Raw genomic sequence first — 270 nt, 5'->3', positions numbered from 1 at the left:
GCGCTGCATCGCGAACGGCTACACGGCGAGGATGCGGCCGGAATGGATCAGCGCGTCGTCTCCCGCTCGTTGACCGGCGAGAAGATCACCGCGCCCGACTACATCCACATTCTTCAGGTCCGCCGGCGCATGATCGCCGAGATGGCCCGCTCGATAGCCGCTGACGAAATCCTCGTTTCCCCGACGCTCCCCCATGTTGCGCCGACTATCGAAAGCCTCATCGCCGACGATGCGGCTTTCTTTGCGGCCAACGGCAGGACGCTGCGCAAC

The 270-nt window shown here is 64.4% G+C and carries 1 pseudogene; it reads left to right on the top strand.

From position 1 onward, the window contains the following. Nucleotides 1-42: 42 nt before the first annotated feature. Nucleotides 43-270: pseudogene (locus tag ACNQ0W_RS25715) on the top strand (hypothetical protein); the annotation flags it as partial.

Source organism: Enterobacter cloacae complex sp. 6730903 (assembly GCF_048283985.1).
In the GTDB taxonomy this organism is placed as follows: Bacteria; Pseudomonadota; Gammaproteobacteria; order Enterobacterales; family Enterobacteriaceae; genus Enterobacter; species Enterobacter hormaechei_C.
Note: the sequence above shows the minus strand (reverse complement) of the source record. Positions and strands in the feature narration are given on the sequence as shown.